Annotated in this window: 20 protein-coding genes; 3 read left to right on the top strand and 17 right to left on the bottom strand. The window is 33.8% G+C overall.

What is annotated here, in order from left to right; all coding sequences use genetic code 11:
• Nucleotides 1-51: 51 nt before the first annotated feature.
• From queF to HMPREF9402_RS03365, 8 genes are all read right to left on the bottom strand, one after another.
• Entirely contained in the window at nt 52-549 is a 498-nt protein-coding gene (queF, locus tag HMPREF9402_RS03335; RefSeq protein ID WP_006785541.1) for a preQ(1) synthase, read from the bottom strand.
• The gene (gene queC, locus HMPREF9402_RS03340; RefSeq protein ID WP_262941925.1) at nt 550-1,245 is read right to left on the bottom strand and encodes a 7-cyano-7-deazaguanine synthase QueC; all 696 of its coding nucleotides are present in this window, start codon (nt 1,243-1,245) and stop codon (nt 550-552) included.
• Nucleotides 1,224-1,817 carry a GTP cyclohydrolase I gene (gene folE, locus HMPREF9402_RS03345; RefSeq protein WP_006785539.1) on the bottom strand — a complete coding sequence of 198 codons (594 nt, stop codon included), beginning with the start codon at nt 1,815-1,817 and terminating at the stop codon, nt 1,224-1,226. Before folE ends, queC begins: the two co-directional genes overlap by 22 nt.
• A 1-nt stretch (nt 1,818) precedes the next feature.
• A complete protein-coding gene (gene queE, locus HMPREF9402_RS03350) occupies nt 1,819-2,487 on the bottom strand; it encodes a putative 7-carboxy-7-deazaguanine synthase QueE (RefSeq protein ID WP_006785538.1) in 669 nt (222 codons plus the stop codon).
• A 1-nt stretch (nt 2,488) separates the two neighbouring features.
• Complete coding sequence (locus HMPREF9402_RS15010; RefSeq protein WP_443259900.1) at nt 2,489-2,686, bottom strand: 6-pyruvoyl trahydropterin synthase family protein; 198 nt, start codon at nt 2,684-2,686, stop codon at nt 2,489-2,491.
• Nucleotides 2,631-2,918, bottom strand: a complete 288-nt coding sequence (locus HMPREF9402_RS03355) for a 6-pyruvoyl trahydropterin synthase family protein (protein ID WP_009606427.1) — start codon at nt 2,916-2,918, stop codon at nt 2,631-2,633. The genes HMPREF9402_RS15010 and HMPREF9402_RS03355 overlap by 56 nt, the downstream gene beginning before the upstream one ends.
• Before the next feature lie 747 nt (nt 2,919-3,665).
• Nucleotides 3,666-4,439, bottom strand: coding sequence for an endonuclease/exonuclease/phosphatase family protein (locus HMPREF9402_RS03360; RefSeq protein ID WP_229040087.1), 774 nt, complete (start codon nt 4,437-4,439; stop codon nt 3,666-3,668).
• A gap of 174 nt (nt 4,440-4,613) precedes the next feature.
• The gene (locus tag HMPREF9402_RS03365) at nt 4,614-5,780 is read right to left on the bottom strand and encodes a CD0519/CD1768 family membrane protein (RefSeq protein ID WP_006785535.1); all 1,167 of its coding nucleotides are present in this window, start codon (nt 5,778-5,780) and stop codon (nt 4,614-4,616) included.
• 362 nt (nt 5,781-6,142) lie between these two features.
• On the opposite strand from HMPREF9402_RS03365, the gene HMPREF9402_RS03370 reads away from it, so the two are divergent.
• The gene (locus HMPREF9402_RS03370; RefSeq protein WP_009606429.1) at nt 6,143-6,991 is read left to right on the top strand and encodes a hypothetical protein; all 849 of its coding nucleotides are present in this window, start codon (nt 6,143-6,145) and stop codon (nt 6,989-6,991) included.
• A 31-nt stretch (nt 6,992-7,022) separates the two neighbouring features.
• On the opposite strand, the gene gshAB is transcribed toward HMPREF9402_RS03370, so the two are convergent.
• From gshAB to HMPREF9402_RS03390, 4 genes are read right to left on the bottom strand one after another with little or no spacing between them, the layout of a single operon-like run.
• Entirely contained in the window at nt 7,023-9,290 is a 2,268-nt protein-coding gene (gene gshAB, locus HMPREF9402_RS03375; RefSeq protein WP_202944062.1) for a bifunctional glutamate--cysteine ligase GshA/glutathione synthetase GshB, read from the bottom strand.
• A gap of 13 nt (nt 9,291-9,303) precedes the next feature.
• Entirely contained in the window at nt 9,304-10,644 is a 1,341-nt protein-coding gene (locus tag HMPREF9402_RS03380; RefSeq protein ID WP_006785531.1) for an MATE family efflux transporter, read from the bottom strand.
• Nucleotides 10,645-10,659: 15 nt separating this feature from the next.
• Complete coding sequence (locus HMPREF9402_RS03385; RefSeq protein WP_006785530.1) at nt 10,660-11,058, bottom strand: arsenate reductase ArsC; 399 nt, start codon at nt 11,056-11,058, stop codon at nt 10,660-10,662.
• 2 nt (nt 11,059-11,060) lie between these two features.
• Complete coding sequence (locus HMPREF9402_RS03390) at nt 11,061-11,339, bottom strand: ArsR/SmtB family transcription factor (RefSeq protein ID WP_006785529.1); 279 nt, start codon at nt 11,337-11,339, stop codon at nt 11,061-11,063.
• A 189-nt stretch (nt 11,340-11,528) separates the two neighbouring features.
• Between HMPREF9402_RS03390 and HMPREF9402_RS03395 the strand changes: the two genes are divergently transcribed.
• Nucleotides 11,529-12,026: a DedA family protein gene (locus HMPREF9402_RS03395; protein ID WP_006785528.1), complete on the top strand. Its 498-nt coding sequence runs from the start codon at nt 11,529-11,531 to the stop codon at nt 12,024-12,026.
• A gap of 36 nt (nt 12,027-12,062) precedes the next feature.
• Here HMPREF9402_RS03395 and HMPREF9402_RS03400 read toward each other — a convergent pair whose 3' ends face one another.
• The 3 genes from HMPREF9402_RS03400 to HMPREF9402_RS14350 all read right to left on the bottom strand — a co-directional run bounded on the left by HMPREF9402_RS03400 (nt 12,063) and on the right by HMPREF9402_RS14350 (nt 13,080).
• Nucleotides 12,063-12,476, bottom strand: a complete 414-nt coding sequence (locus tag HMPREF9402_RS03400) for a YtxH domain-containing protein (RefSeq protein WP_006785527.1) — start codon at nt 12,474-12,476, stop codon at nt 12,063-12,065.
• Nucleotides 12,473-12,769 (bottom strand): hypothetical protein, encoded by a 297-nt coding sequence (locus tag HMPREF9402_RS03405; RefSeq protein WP_006785526.1) that lies wholly within the window; start codon nt 12,767-12,769, stop codon nt 12,473-12,475. Before HMPREF9402_RS03405 ends, HMPREF9402_RS03400 begins: the two co-directional genes overlap by 4 nt.
• A gap of 110 nt (nt 12,770-12,879) precedes the next feature.
• Complete coding sequence (locus HMPREF9402_RS14350; RefSeq protein ID WP_139058174.1) at nt 12,880-13,080, bottom strand: hypothetical protein; 201 nt, start codon at nt 13,078-13,080, stop codon at nt 12,880-12,882.
• A 259-nt stretch (nt 13,081-13,339) separates the two neighbouring features.
• Between HMPREF9402_RS14350 and HMPREF9402_RS03410 the strand changes: the two genes are divergently transcribed.
• Entirely contained in the window at nt 13,340-13,942 is a 603-nt protein-coding gene (locus tag HMPREF9402_RS03410; protein ID WP_009606451.1) for a DUF445 domain-containing protein, read from the top strand.
• A 194-nt stretch (nt 13,943-14,136) separates the two neighbouring features.
• Here the strand turns inward: HMPREF9402_RS03410 and HMPREF9402_RS03415 are convergent, their stop codons facing one another.
• Nucleotides 14,137-14,607, bottom strand: coding sequence for an MATE family efflux transporter (locus HMPREF9402_RS03415; RefSeq protein WP_006785523.1), 471 nt, complete (start codon nt 14,605-14,607; stop codon nt 14,137-14,139).
• Between the two features lie 108 nt (nt 14,608-14,715).
• Complete coding sequence (locus HMPREF9402_RS14835) at nt 14,716-14,841, bottom strand: hypothetical protein (RefSeq protein WP_262949471.1); 126 nt, start codon at nt 14,839-14,841, stop codon at nt 14,716-14,718.
• Nucleotides 14,842-15,165: the final 324 nt, after the last annotated feature.

A 15,165-nucleotide genomic window follows, 5' to 3' on the forward strand; every position in this document is an offset into this window, starting at 1 on the left:
TCTACCACATTTTTAAAGGGAAACATAGTCGGATGAAAGGCGATATTTGAGTTAACGATTATCTACTTTTTCTGGATATAAATCGTGGTTCATCAGACGATATTGAGCCATTTCTTCAAATTTTGTTCCAGGACGTCCATAATTACAGTAAGGATCAATACTAATTCCACCACGAGGTGTGAATTTTCCCCAAACCTCAATATATTTCGGATCCATCAATTTAATTAAATCTTCCATGATAATATTCATACAATCTTCATGAAAATCCCCATGATTTCTAAAGCTAAATAAATACAATTTTAACGATTTACTCTCAACCATCTTTTCTCCAGGAATATAGCTGATATAAATCGTGGCAAAATCAGGTTGACCTGTAATCGGACATAAACTTGTGAACTCTGGACAATTAAATTTCACAAAGTAATCATTCTTAGGATGTTTATTATTAAACACTTCTAGTATTTCAGGGTCATAACTATATGTATAAGTTGTCCCTTGATTTCCAAGTAAGGTAATCTCGCTTAATTCTTCTTGTTTTCTTCCTGACATCTAAATCTCTCCTTTAGTTGTTAAATAACTTTCTAGTCCTCGCCTTCTTAAAACACAAGCTGGACATTCACCACATCCATCTCCAATGATACCATTGTAGCAAGTTAAAGTTTTTTCTCGTATATACTCAAATTTTCCAAGTTTGTCTGCTAGCTCCCAAGTCTGTGCTTTATTCAACCACATGAGTGGGGTATGAATCACAAAATCATCATCCATACTTAAATTTAATGTCACATTTAATGACTTGATAAAAACATCTCGACAATCTGGATAGCCAGAAAAATCAGTTTCACAGACACCTGTAATAATATGTTTAGCCCCTTTAACCTTTGCTAAGACTCCAGCAAAGCTTAAAAATAGTAAATTACGGCCTGGTACAAAAGTTGAGGGTAACTGCCCCTCTTCACCTAACTCAATCTTAATCTCATCTCGTGTTAAAGCATTGGGTGCTAATTGATTTAATAAAGACATATCTAACACATGATGTTCAACACCAAGTTCCTGACAAATCGCTTTAGCACACTCTAGTTCTAAATGATGACGTTGTCCATAATCAAACGTAACAGCAATCACTTCTTTAAATGTTTCAAGTGCCCAATATAAGCATGTGGTTGAATCTTGACCACCGCTAAAAACAAGTACCGCTTTATCCTGTTTCATTTTTATTCTCTCCTTTATTTCATTAATAATAAACACTCTTGTCTCAAGTCTGATTCTTCCTCCATTCGCTTTCCACGATAAGTCACTGTGGTGGTTGTCGTTCCCTGTTTTTTAATCCCCCTTGCAGTCATACAACTATGTTCGCCACTAATCAAAACACAAATCGCCTCACTTTCTGTTACTTTTTCAACGATTTCGGCGATTTCCTCACCAATACGCTCTTGTAACTGCAATCGACGACCAACCATATCTGCAATTCGCGCTACCTTACTTAAGCCGATTATTTTTTCTTTCGGCAAATATGCCACTGTAACAAGCATGTTATACATTAAGGCTAAATGATGCTCACAATAACTAAAAATTGGAATATCTTTAATGATGACAAAGTTATTTTGACATTCATCGAGCGCTTCATCTTCAAAAGTTGTTCCAAAAAACTCTGCAATTTCGTCATTAGATAACGTCATCCCCTCAAAGACTTCCTCAAACATTTTAGCAACACGTTTTGGAGTTTCTTTTAATCCTTCTCTTTCTGGATCATCCCCAAGAGCAACTAAAATATCTCTAATACTGCGCTCAATCAGTTTCGTATCAATTTGTCGCTTCATCTTAAACACCTCTCATTTCTTTTGGCCAAATATATTTATGCAATTGTAACTGTAATCTCACGTCATTTAATTGATGATCTTTCATATAGTCAACAATCAAACTTGGGTTAATATAATCCACTACCGGACTAAAATAAACTAGACAACGTTCTAATAGACCCTGTTCTCTAATCACTTCATGTGCAACTTTTAAATCTTCTTGACTTGCAATTACAAATTTATAAACATCTGTCTTTGTCACCCATTTAAAGTTTTCATCATCCATCCTTGATTGCATTAAGCTATTTGGTAATTTATAATCTAAGATAAAAACAACATTAGACTTTGAAAACTTTTTCTTAAATCTCTGGATATTCACAGACCCATTGGTTTCAATGTGAATAGTTAACTCTTTATCGGCTGCTAAAATCCCTATCAAAACTTCTATCTGTGGTTGAATCAGCGGCTCTCCCCCTGTCAAAGTCACGTGATTCACTTTATTTTCCTTAACAAAGTGATAAATCTCTAGCGGACTTAAATTTTCCCCTTCAACACTTCCATCATATGAATAGCACGTATCACACCAATCACATCTTAAATTACAATTTTTAAATCGAATAAAGGCAGCCAACTGTCCCGCACATGGCCCCTCACCATCAATGGAAATAAACTTTTCAATGACTTGATACATCTTAAACCTCCGTATAAATACAACTATTTTTAGGCGTTTCAAATAACTCTACTTCGGTTACCTTTATTCCTAGATTTTGTAATCTCTGATAAATATCACGCGACATTTCCTCTGCTGTTGGACGATATGGAACAAAATATATTTCAAAGCCTAGCTTTGTCTCTGCTATTTTTTTTAGCAAGCTCTTTTCCCTCTTCATTCTCTTCAAGAATTAATCGGTGATCAAATAAATCATGAATTTTCTTTAAGGCTTGCTTGATAGTTGAAAAATCATCCACCATCCCACGACATTGTCCCGTTTCATGCAGTGAGTCTGCCGACACTTTGATGACAACTCGGTACCGATGCCCATGAATATTGTGACATTTCCCTTCATAATCACTTAAGTAATGTGCTGCATCAAATTCAATTTCACTTTTTAAAGTAAACATATAATCTCTCCTCAACAATAAAAAAAAAGCTTCCTTCTTGCGCAAAACTCGGCACATAAAAGGAAGCTTTCTGATTTTTACAGAAAAAAAGGGCGCAAAAGCGCCCAATATCATCATTCTATTTGAGCCTAGTTTTATTTAGAGACAGGATGGTCTGAATGAACTGTCTTTATTTGAATATACTATTTATAACATAAAAACCTTAAATTTACAATAAATAAAAAATAAAAAAAGGAGGTTCACAAGGAACCTCATAAAACAGGGGATGATTTATAAATATTGGGATGAAAAGAGAGAATATGTTATGAAGTATTTTGGGGGAACTTCATAACAATTAAATTAGGGTAGTGTCTTGTTCTTCAAGACATACTCATTATCGCATATTAATCTTCTAAAAACGTGTCTTTTTTGTGTTCTTTTGTTACTATTTAGAGTTTTTTGTCGAATTTTAAAAAATACTTATTAGACTTTATTTTTATCTTTCCAAGACGTGTTTAATTTAGCCATCAGTTTTTAAAATTTTTCAGTTTATTTCTTGTAAAAAACAAAAAAAGGAGGTTCACAAGGAACCTCAAAAACAGGGGATGATTTATAAATATTGGGATGAAAAGAGAGAATATGTTATGAAGTATTTTGGGGGAACTTCATAACAATTAAATTAGGGTAGTGTCTTATTTTTCAAGACATATTCATTATCACATATTTTTAATGTCGATTTGTGTCTTTTTTATGTCGAAAAAATTTTTTTCAAGAAAGTGTAACATGAACATGAGCTAATAATGGATAATGATCTGATGGATATTGTCCATTGACATTATCCTTAATAATTTCAGCATGTAATACAGCACATTCCTCTGACACGAAAATATAATCTAAATGCATCCCTTTTTCAGAATCTTTAAATCGCCCCATCGTTGGTTTATTATAAATCGACTTATCATACTCTTGAACAGCAACAAATCGTTTATGACTCAATTCACCTTCAGTAAAAGTCTTAATGATACGATGATTGGGGGTTGCATTAAAATCCCCCATTAAAACTACTGGAATTTGATCTATCTCTTGCTGTCTTTCGATGTATTCACTAATTTTTTTTAATCCATATCCGCGGGCGGGAGATAAATAAACATCTAAATGCGTGTTGTAAATGCGAACCAACTCCCCACTATCTAGTCTAACTTTGGCTGTTGTACAAATTCGTGGAAACACTGAATACCAAATCGAGCTCCCTACTTTTTTAGGTTGATTCGATAACCAAAAGGTCTCTTCTTCTAAAATTTCATGTCGTTTTGATATTAATATGTTATTATGCTCCACAAAGAAACGTTTGCATCGTGGCTGTCCAATGATATAATAATCACTTAATTGTTCTTCTATATCTTTATACATTTTATTGGTCACTTCTTGCAAACCAATGATATCGCAATTATACTTTTTTATTACATCAAATACAATGTGATTACGTTTATGCCATCTATTTTTCCCATCAAAAATAGAATCAGAACGTAAATTAAATGTCATCACTTTCAACAGACTACACCTCCGACTATTCTCTACCTGTTTCTAATCCTAATTAATTTTTATTTTAAGCTTAATTTCTATTTTTATTATACCACTGTTCTATTTTTTTGAATTATCTTTTCAAATAAAAAACCTATCTCAAAATTTGAGATAGGTTTCACTCTTCTAGGATATTTAAACGACTAGTAAATAGATAAAATGCGCTACCATCCCGGCACAAATCCCTCCAATAGTATGAGATAAGATGGCTTTACTACTTAATTTTCGAACACCCAAAGCATCCATCATTCCAACATGTGTACTTAGGTAACCACTCCAGCACATCCCCATTGCTGTAAAAACAGCAATATCATTTGGTGTAATGACTTGTTCTTGAATAAATCGTGGAACGAGTGACATCGCAGCTCCTACAGCTCCAAGAGATGTAATTGGAAAGGCAATAGCCTGTGAGTCCGTAAATCCAAAAATCGGATTTAGAATAAACATCAATTTTTCACCCAGTGCAGGTAATAAAGCAACCCCTTCATAAGCTGCGCCTGTATAAACTGATGCCCCCGTTACCGGATCGATAGATGGACCAAACGTTAAAAGCATCACAAGTGTACAGATAATTAAAACGCCTGGAATAATAGACATTCCCATTTCAACACCTGCTTTTCCTCCTTCTAACATGGCATCTAAGACACGTTGAAATAAATTTCCATCACGAATTTCACGATACTGTGTTAAATCTTGACTTTGAGGAATGGTCTCTAATGTTGAAGAGTTATGATGATAATATTTTTTGGTAAAGTGAATCATTAATCGAACACTCACAATACTTCCAACGATTGCTCCTAAATTTCCAATTAAAGCAGGCAAAATATAGTCTGTTCCAAGTGACATCATAAAGGTTGTCACAATTAACCCCATTCCAAAAGCAGTTCCTAAATTACACAATGCGGGAATTTGATAATCTTTGAAATACTTTTGAAATTCCTTATCTTTTGCAAAGGAGATAATGGCAGGATTATCTGACAAATACGTGGCAATTGCCCCAATAATACTAGCACCTGGTAATCCATACAATGGTTTAATAAAAACAGATAATAATTTATTGATCAAGGCAATAACACCAAACTCTGATAATAAAGCACTTAAAGCACCTGCCAATACGGCTAATGCCATAATGAAAAAGACCGTATTTAACAATAAATCATGGGCCGTATTCATGATGACTTCAAACATAATTCCGACTCCCATTTGACTTGCAATATAACCAAAGCCAAATAGAAGAATAGCTAAAAACACAAAGGTTTCTAAACTAACTGCTTTAACCTTCTTCTTTGTGTGTTGACTCATTTTTTTACCTCTTTTCTACTTACATTCCAAAGTAGACTTTTTTATTATAGAAAATAATTGTTTTTTCTTCAATATTCGACGCCCTTTCAATATTTTCCAATTCAACATATAAAAGACAAATTAGGTTAATTAGTCTCTCACTAAAAAATGACCTTCCTATTGATACAGCTGCACCCTTCTCTCTGATATGCCTATTTCTTGGTATGAAGCATCTTAAGACTCTAAACTTTCATTAAATTTGATTTTCGTCGTTAACTATATTGAAAACGTTAAATTTTACTATTTTTTATATTTTCTGTTATAAATTTTTATAATCGTCCATAATATAAGAAAATCATTTAGACTTAGACATGGAGGATTTTATGAAACCTAAACAAATATTAATTAAACTATTATTAGTGTCTGGTGTCATCGCCTTGGGCCTTCCCCTTTTAATATCCTCTCCTACTCTTCACTTACTAGAAGAAAAAGACATCTCACTCATTGCTAATCGCATGAATAATCGCGCTTTATTCACCATTAAGTTAGATGATTTTGGTCAACCGATTTCTTATAGTCCTTTAATCCCTGATGAATCAATTCCAACACTAGCTGGTGCTACCTCACAACAACAAATCTTGCAAGATCATTTAGAAGAAGTGAGACAAGAAGTCGAAAATGCGCAAGACGAATTGGAAATTTTAAAAATACAAAAAAATATTTTAATTGAAGAAAGTAGTGCCTATACTGAATCACTTGAAAAAACATATTTAGAGCCTCTTGAAACCATTAAAAATGAAATTCAATCACTTGAAACAGAAAATATTGATCTTCCGTTACTCGCAATCACGAACTGTATCCATGCGATTTCAACTTTTGTTGAAAATCCTAACCAATCCGACTATGACCATTTACTCAACGATACATTAAGTCAATTAAATGAAGAACTTCAGGTTCAAGAAACCTCGGGATGGATTGAAACAGCTTCTAGATTTTTAAAATCAGGAATGACTCAAACAAAACTTAGCTTGAAGCTTTCAAAGGTAAACGACCTTATGACCCAATTTAGCCAAAGTATTCAATCAAATGACTCTAACCTTGAGGCATTTAAAAAGACAAAACGCCAACAAAAAGCGACAGAAGATGCGATTTCAACTAAATACGTTGAGTTAGATGAACTTATTTTAGAACTAAGTGGAATCTTATCTGAAATCGAAGAAGTGACACAATAAAAAAACAGATTGAATTCAATCTGTTTTTTTTTTATTGAACTAACGAAAGAGCTTTTAATATTGCCAAAGCCGCTTCACGTTTTTGACCAATAAATGGATACGTGTGAATGTGAATCGCTGGATTAAAATTCAATTCAATAATTGAGTAAGCTGAGGCAGGATTTTGAAAATCTTCAATCATCATATCAACCCCACAAATTTTAGCACCGATTGCCTTCGTTGCTTCACAGGCGATCTTTTTAAAATAATCATGAATATCATCAGTCATATCAATACTATCGCCACCCGTGGAGATATTCGAATTTTCTCGTAAAAAGACTTGCACATTCATCGGTAAGATCGTATCTGGTGTGTATCCTTGTTCGTATAAAAAACGAATAGCAATTTCATCTAATTGAATTTTTTCAAGGGGACGTCGATACTTATACCCTCGAAGTGGATTTTTATTTTTCAACTCAATCAACTCGGTAATTGAATGAACCCCATCTCCAATTACATTGGCTGGAACTCGATGTAAAATTCCAATCACCTCATTTTCAATCACCAAAAATCGATATTCTTTCCCTGAAACGAACTCCTCAACGATGACTTCTTTATCATGTGAAAAAGCTTCTTTTAAAGCTCTATAATACTCTAATTCACTGACTCCCTCTTCAAAAATACTGATTCCAATTCCAAAATTGGTCGATTTGGGTTTAATGACAATAGCTCGATTTTGATAACATTTATAATCTGACTGGGCTTTTTCTATGCTTTCGTACAATGCACCCGTTGGAACATTCAGATGATGATCTCTTAAAATTTCTTTTGTTACCTGTTTATTTTCCATGGCTAAAATCGTAATATAACTATCTAAGGACGTTTTCGTTGCTTGTTTGACGAACTCACAGTGCTCCCCATTAGATAATTTAATAAAATTTTCCGCTCGATCTAACACTTCAAATTTTACGCCTCGTTTAATAGCCTCTTTCATCAAAATTTGAGTCGATAACTCTAAATCTTCAAAACCAGGCAATTGAAATGGTGCGTCACTCGCTTCTTGTTTATACGTTCTGGCTAATTCTAAATTTGCGCTTAAATAATCTGTCTCCTGAACCATTTTCATCATCTTCGCAGATAAGGTTAAATTAGGATTTTTGATTTCGTCTTGTTTTCGATTTAAAATCGACGTTTGATTTAAATCATACGTGTCGTTGATTAGACTTATTTTCTTAAGGATACGCGTCGCTAACGTTTTTAGGCTCTCTTCATTTCCATTATAAAGTAACATTAACTTCTCGTCTAAACCTGAAACAGCGACTCTTCTTTCATTTTCATTAGCTTCTTCTTGCCAATTAGGATCATTTGACTCTTCTTCATCTAATAAGAAGAGCACAAATAACTGAATAAAATGTAAATCATTTAACGTAATCCCTTCTTTTGCAAATGGATTTAAATCAATTGAGCGAATTTCTAAATACTCAATCCCATCTTCAATAAGTGACTCTAGTAATTGATTCGGTCGGATTGCTTTTAGACGTATCGGACTATAAAATTCTTTAAAACTTGAAATTTCACCCGCTTCAATATAAGCCTTTAATGAGTTGACATACGTCTTAGCAGAGGTATAATCAACGTAAATTGGTTTTTTATTTTGATACCCACATAAGCTATTTCGAAACGAAATCGCCCCTGATCGAGAAAAACTTTTTGGAGCCACTTCATTGGATGAAACACTACATTCACTACAATAACTCTCATCAACAATGGGTGATGCCCCTAATAAATATATTAATAACCAACGATATCTAATATAATTTCGAACTACTTTTAAATAGATTGCATCTTTAAACAAGCGAAAATCCGAATAATCATGTTGTGCGCCAAACAACTTCACCAATAGTGATTCACTAAAAGAAAAGTTATAATGTAATCCCGAGATAAGTTGGCGTTTACCACCATATTTTTTTAGGAGAGATTCGCGATAAGTCATTAACTTTTGACCTTCTTCACTATCGCTAAACATCGCAATCGGAATTTCTTGATTTGGTTTAATAAAACATGGCATTGATTGAGGCCATAATAATTCGTCTCCAACCTCAACACTCACAATATCATAAAGCATACTTAAAAACTGATGAGCCTCTTCTAATGTTTTAAATGTTGGTGTAATCATTTCAATTTGGCTTTCTGAAAAGTCTGTTGTAATGTAGGGATTAAATTGCTTTTCCCCAAAGGCAGTTGGATGTGGGCTAAGGGCCAACGATCCATCTGGATTTACACGTAAACATTCACGTTCTATTCCAAATTTTCCTTCCATTAACTCCCGAGAATTAAGGAGTGACTTTAGCTGCATTAACATACCAATTACCTTCCTTTTCTTTTTTACAATAAATCCTAAATGCAACAATTCCTTTAAATAACATGCTCAAACTAATACTCATCCAAATTCCATTAACTCCAATCCACTGTATGAAAAAATAAGCCATCGGAATTCTTAATAATGTAAAACTAATCCCAATCATAGCGGGAATTTTAGGTAATCCCATTCCAACAAATGCACCATTACAAATAATTTCAACCGCCATAAAAAGTTGTGTTAATCCAACTAATTTTAAATAATCAGCTGTCATTTGAATGGTTTGCTGTTCACTGACAAATAATGAGGCTAGACTATCAGGAATGAATAGAAATACCATCGTCGTTAATAAGGAATATCCGACACCCAAACACATGGCTACCTTCATCCCCGATTGAATACGTTCATAAGCTTTTGCCCCATAATTTTGACCGACAAAACTTGCAATAGCTCCATTTAATCCACTAATGACCATATAGGTGATAGACTCAATTTGTAAGCCTATTTTTTGTGCGGCAATGGCATTTGTTCCAAAAACTGCAATCATTTTCGCCAAGACTATACTTACAAGCGTAAATAAGATACGTTGAGTTGACATTGGTAGACCTAATGAAATAATATCCCAATAAACCGATTGCTTTATTTTCAATTTGTAATCTAGTTTGATTAACGTACGAGATTGTTTAAAAAACAAACCACTCATGAAGGCATTCGCAATTAAGGTTGCTAATCCAGCACCCATTACGCCTAATTTCAGTGTATAGATAAAAATCGGATCTAAAACAATATTGAGAAGCACACCTAAAGCGCTAATCTTCAACGCTGCCTTATTTTGCCCAAAGCTATTATAAAGACGCGTATACCAAAAATTAAAGAAAGAAAAGAACACCATTGGGGCACTAACAAGTAAGTACTTGTATCCCTCAACTTCTACATAAGCATTCTCAACATCCAAAAATGAAATAAAAGCTTTTCCAGTAAAAATCAAAATCATGGCAAAAATAATCCCTATTAAGAAGTTTAACCGAAAACCAGCATTTATATAATCCTGTTGTTCTTGTTCATCCTTTTTTCCAAGGGCATGTGAAACTTTAATTCCTGTTCCGATGACCACGCAAGTATTAATAGCCGTTCCAATTCCAATTAAAAAACTAGATGTCCCAATACTAGCCACCGCATCGCTTCCTAAACGCCCCACTAGTAACATGTCCACTAAACTATACGTCAATTGCAAAACAGAACTTCCCATAATGGGCAATGCCAACGCTAATAGGACGGTCAATACTTTCCCTTCCGTTAAATCCACTTTTTTCACCGTTTGGCCTCCTCATTAAATTTCGTTATGTTTTAAACGATTTACTAAGTGCTCCATTTTTTGAAAAATAACATCACGGGTTTGACGAAAGACCTCCTCAGATTCTCCTGTCGGGTCCTCAATTCCCCAATCTTCTCGATGAGTACAAGGTAAATTTGGACAAGACACATTGCATCCCATCGTAATGACAATATCAACTTGTGGGATATCACTTAATAATTTTGGTCTTTGATTCAATTCCATATCTATGCCAATTTCTTTCATGATTTTCACGGCATCTTGATTGATCACGTCACGCTGTTCTGTTCCTGCTGAATAAGATTCAAAGACATTTAATCCCATCACACGTCCAAAGGCTTCAGCCATTTGTGACCGACATGAATTATGAACACATACAAAAGCTACTTTTTTCATTTTTATCTACTCCTCAACTGTTCGACTTCTTCAATTAGTGATTTTAAAAAAGGATACTTGGAAAACACACTCTCTGGGATATAGTAGTGCACCCACTGTCCTTTTTTTTGACTTTCAATTAACCCTGCTTGTTTTAATTTAATTAAATGTTTCGAGGTTGAAGATTGAGAACATTTTAAAGCGGGTTCAATTTCACAAACACAGCGCGCACCATGAAATAACAGACACATAATCTGCAACCTTTTTTCATCTGCTAACGCCTTTAATATTTCAACATACATGGCTTAATCTCCTTTATATTCCCATATCAGAATATTCCCAATCAGGAATATATTATAGTTTTTTAACTTATTTGTCAATGAAGATACGCTCTTTTAATATGGTGACTTGTTGGATTTCTATTCTTTAAGTGATAAATAATAGGAAATATGTTATAATCAACCCATATCTTTATTATTGAGGAGAATCAAATGTTTACCACTGAAATTCTAGAAAAACTCGATTTATTCGGCCCTTATTTAATCTTTTTGCTTATTTTTTTAGAAGGATTAAATTTAACGGGGATCCCTGCCATCGTCATTATGCCTGCCATCGGATTTTCTATTTACACGAGCTCATATAGCTTTTTCTTCATTTATCTAATCAGTGTCTTAGCAGCTATTTTAGCCTGTCTGGCTTATTATGCGGTTTCTTATAAATTTGGAGGAGCACTTTACGATTTTTTCTATCAAAAATTTCCTTCTACTCAAAAAAGTCTAGATAAAGCCACTGAGCTTAGTCACCGATTCGGTCCTCTGATGTGTTTGATTGGCCGAGTTGTGCCAACGGTTCGAACATTCATTTCATTAATGTCTGGTATCTTCAAAATTCCGTTGACAAAATATGCCATCTATTCAACAGGTGGAATTCTCATTTGGAATTTTGTGACCCTATCAATAGGGTATATCGTAGCGATCATTAGCAATTAAAAAACACATGCACGCTCTCGTGCATGTGTTTTTTAATTATTTTTCTGAAGCTTCAACTTCTTCTAAATCTTCTAGTGTTTGTAACGTCTCTAACATTTCAATGTCCTCTAATTCATCATGCAAACGAAGAGAAGGCATTTCTTCAACTTGATGATCTTCTATCACCGTTTTTAATTCTTGTAAACGTCCTGTTAATTGAGATACTTTTTCCTCAAGTTGTTGCACGCTATGGCTCCAGTCAAATTCATTGATTGATGCTTTAATCTCTTCAAGTTGTTCTTTACATTTTTCTTTAAAGGCATCTTGATCAAACTCTTTTACTTTTTGTTGTAAATCTTCAACATTTTGAAGTAACTGAGCTTGCATCTCTTTTCCTGATTTAGGCGTTAATAATAAAGCTGCGACTCCACCTACTAAGGCACCTAATCCAAAAATATAACGTTTTTTCATCCTCTCATCCCCTGTTTCTGTAATCTTTTAAGTTTTCTTTTTTGACGTCTTCTTCGAATGAAAGCAACAATCTTCCATCCCATTTTAATTTTTTGTTTAAACTCCTGAACCGTTGTATTCATTTCTCGCTTCAACTCTGACGGTACTTCTTTCATCTTTTGATTACATGTTTTAATTTGTTCCGTTTGAGTATTAATGGCTTGACGAAGTCGAGATAAGAGATAAACAGCGCTAATCGTTGCAACAATGACACAGGCAATCGAGGTTAGCATTAACCAATCATTTAGCTGCATATCATATAACTCCCTTTATTTACTAAATACTAGTATTGTTTGTAATTATAACCTTGTAAATTAAAGGTTTCAACCCTATTTGACACATTCTATAAAATTTACTCATTTTCCTATTGTAAAGCATCTACACGCTGTGATAGACGTTCAAGTTCATCAGTTAACTCGTCTAAATCAATTTCCTCTTTTTGCGGTGTGACATCCTGATGTTTAACATTGACGCTTGACTTTGAGTCCATCCATTTTTTTGTGATGAAAGCTCCCATGACTCCTCCTACGCAAACTCCAACTAAAAATGATTTATATTTTTTCATACGTATAATTTCCCTTTCTTTACTTAAAACTAAACATCTTTGGTTTCTAATGATCTGCACTCATTATAGAAGAAATCTTCCATTAAATGCAAGCTATACCTGTCTTTAGTTATCGATAAATGTCACACTTTATCATTTACATCTCAAATGAAGTTTGATAAACTTATTTTTATTCTTCTAGCAAAGTAAGTCTTAAATCCAAGATTTCATCAAACAAAATAAAAATTAGATGACTCGATATACAGAGGAGGTTTTCATCATGAATCATTTTTTTACCGTTCTTTTATTAACGGTTGTTGGAGCCTTAATTGGATGGATAACAAATATTTTTGCAATCAAGCTCTTATTTCGCCCCATCAAGCCAATTAAAATTCCGCTGACTCGTTTTACGATAGTCGGATTAATTCCAAAACGCAAAAAAGAAATTGCTAAAAACATTGGGGAAGTCGTCGCAAATGAGTTAATTTCAATTCGTGAACTGATGGATGAAGCAGTCACAGAAGAGGATTTAACCCAAATTCGATTTTTCGTAAAACGCAAAATTAAAGCAGTCATTGATGAAAAATTAAACATCATTCCGTTTCCCTTCAAAGGGATGATTCAAGGTCCACTTGATGAATTAGTTGAAACAGAAGTGAACAATGGCTTGACCGATATTATTGTGAATATTAAAGACATGATTGAACTGCGTGTTAACATTGCTAAAATTGTGGAAGATAATATCATGGCACTAGACTTACGTGAACTCGAACGCATTATTTTGCAAGTAGCTAAAAAAGAATTAAAACATATTGAAATTCTTGGGTTTATTTTAGGTGGTGTCATCGGACTCGTTCAAGGAATTATACTGATGTATCTATAAAAAAAGAGAGCTTAGTCTCTCTTTTTTTATTCTGACATTTCAACTAAGGCTTTACTGTTCCACGTCCCTAACTTAAATCGGATCACAAAAACGAAGGCTCTCAAACATTCATCAATAGCCATGGCAATCCAAATTCCAACTAATCCATAATTTAGTAAAACCCCGATATAATAACCAAATCCTACAGCAATTAACTAACATCCAATTAAACTAATAATTACGGCAAACTTAACATCACCGGTTGCTACTAAGCATTTGGTCATGGTCATTTTAATCGCACGTCCTATTTCTAAGAAAAATTCAACAAAAATAAGTGGTTTGCCAAGCGTAATAAGGAGTGCATCCTTTGTAAACAGTGAAAAGATGGCATCACTATTTAAATAAACCATAAAAGTAATAGACAGTGAAATGACAATTGAAATCAAACAGGTTGACCAGACACGCTTTTCTACATCGTCAAACTGATGCGCTCCCACTAAATACCCCACAACGATTTGACTGGCTTGAGAGATAGCAATTGAATAAACGTAGGCAACGCTAGCTAGCATGCTACAATAAACCTTTGTCGCAATGACTGCAGTACCAAATAAATTAATAAATTTTAAAATAACCCTCTGAGATAAATTATAGGAAAATTCTTGGGCACCTACCGGTAGCCCGACCACTCATAACTTTTTAAAAACATCAGTTGGAAACGGTTTTACAGTCTTCAATGAGATGTGTTCATCAATTTTTTTATAAATAAATAGATAACAATCAATAAACCAATAACTTTACTCACATTTTGTTGAAATGGCAGCTCGGGGAATTCCAAGTTGTGGAAAACCGAATACCCCATTAATTAAGATGGCATTTCCTAGAATATTGATAAGATTCATCACGATAGCTGAAATCATCACTTCTTTGAGTCATGAATAACTTCGTAAAATAGCAGTGAATGTCATGTATCATCCTTGAACTTAGATAAAAGCACCGACTATTTTTAAATAAAGACATGCCTGTTCAATGACCGTATTAGGCACACTCATCCAACTGAATAGTGGTCGATATTCCCTACTAATAATTGAAGTAATAATTCAATCAAAATCGCTAATGACATCATGATAACTCTTGATGTCTTTTGATGATTTGTTCTCATTATTTTCTCCTCAAATTGGTATATTTTATAATTCAAATCGAATCCTATCATAAATTTTAGTAAAAAAAAAAAAAAAAAACATTTT

Origin of the sequence: Turicibacter sp. HGF1, from assembly GCF_000191865.1 — a bacterium.
In the GTDB taxonomy this organism is placed as follows: Bacteria; Bacillota_I; Bacilli_A; order MOL361; family Turicibacteraceae; genus Turicibacter; species Turicibacter sanguinis.